The organism is Mesorhizobium sp. M2E.F.Ca.ET.209.01.1.1 (assembly GCF_004010375.2).
In the GTDB taxonomy this organism is placed as follows: Bacteria; Pseudomonadota; Alphaproteobacteria; order Rhizobiales; family Rhizobiaceae; genus Mesorhizobium.
Window position 1 is genome coordinate 1 of the sequence record NZ_SADP02000344.1, and the last position, 387, is coordinate 387.

General features: G+C 58.7%; 1 protein-coding gene. It reads right to left on the reverse strand.

Annotated features, from left to right (window positions below; genetic code table 11):
• Positions 1-5 precede the first annotated feature (5 nt).
• Positions 6-218, reverse strand: a complete 213-nt coding sequence (locus EN852_RS35920; protein ID WP_135879692.1) for a DUF768 domain-containing protein — start codon at positions 216-218, stop codon at positions 6-8.
• Positions 219-387 lie beyond the last annotated feature (169 nt).

Consider the following 387-nt stretch of genomic DNA (forward strand, 5'->3'; position numbering starts at 1 on the left):
CTGATTCACTCAGGGAGCCCCGGTTCGAAATGTATGATCGCGTCGAGGATCGTGCGGTAGAGACTGTCGACCTCTTCGTCTATTTCGGCCCGCTTAATTCCGATCGCCTTGGCGTTGGCAATGAGCTTGTGGGCGAGCTCGTCCACCTCCGCATGGGCAGTTTCGGGAACAGTGTTGGCGATCCACTGGTCCAGGAAGTTGCTGCCGCGCGCGCTCATTGACGCTTAAGCTTCGTCGCCGGCTTTGGTTCCTGCGAGGACAATTGCGCGGCTTTAAGCCGCTGCTCTCTCAATCGAGCGGTCTTATCGGCCCTTGCCTTCCGCTCCGCATCCAGCACAAGCTTGCTTTCCCGGTCGGCTCTTTCGATCCTTTCGCGATCGACCTTGC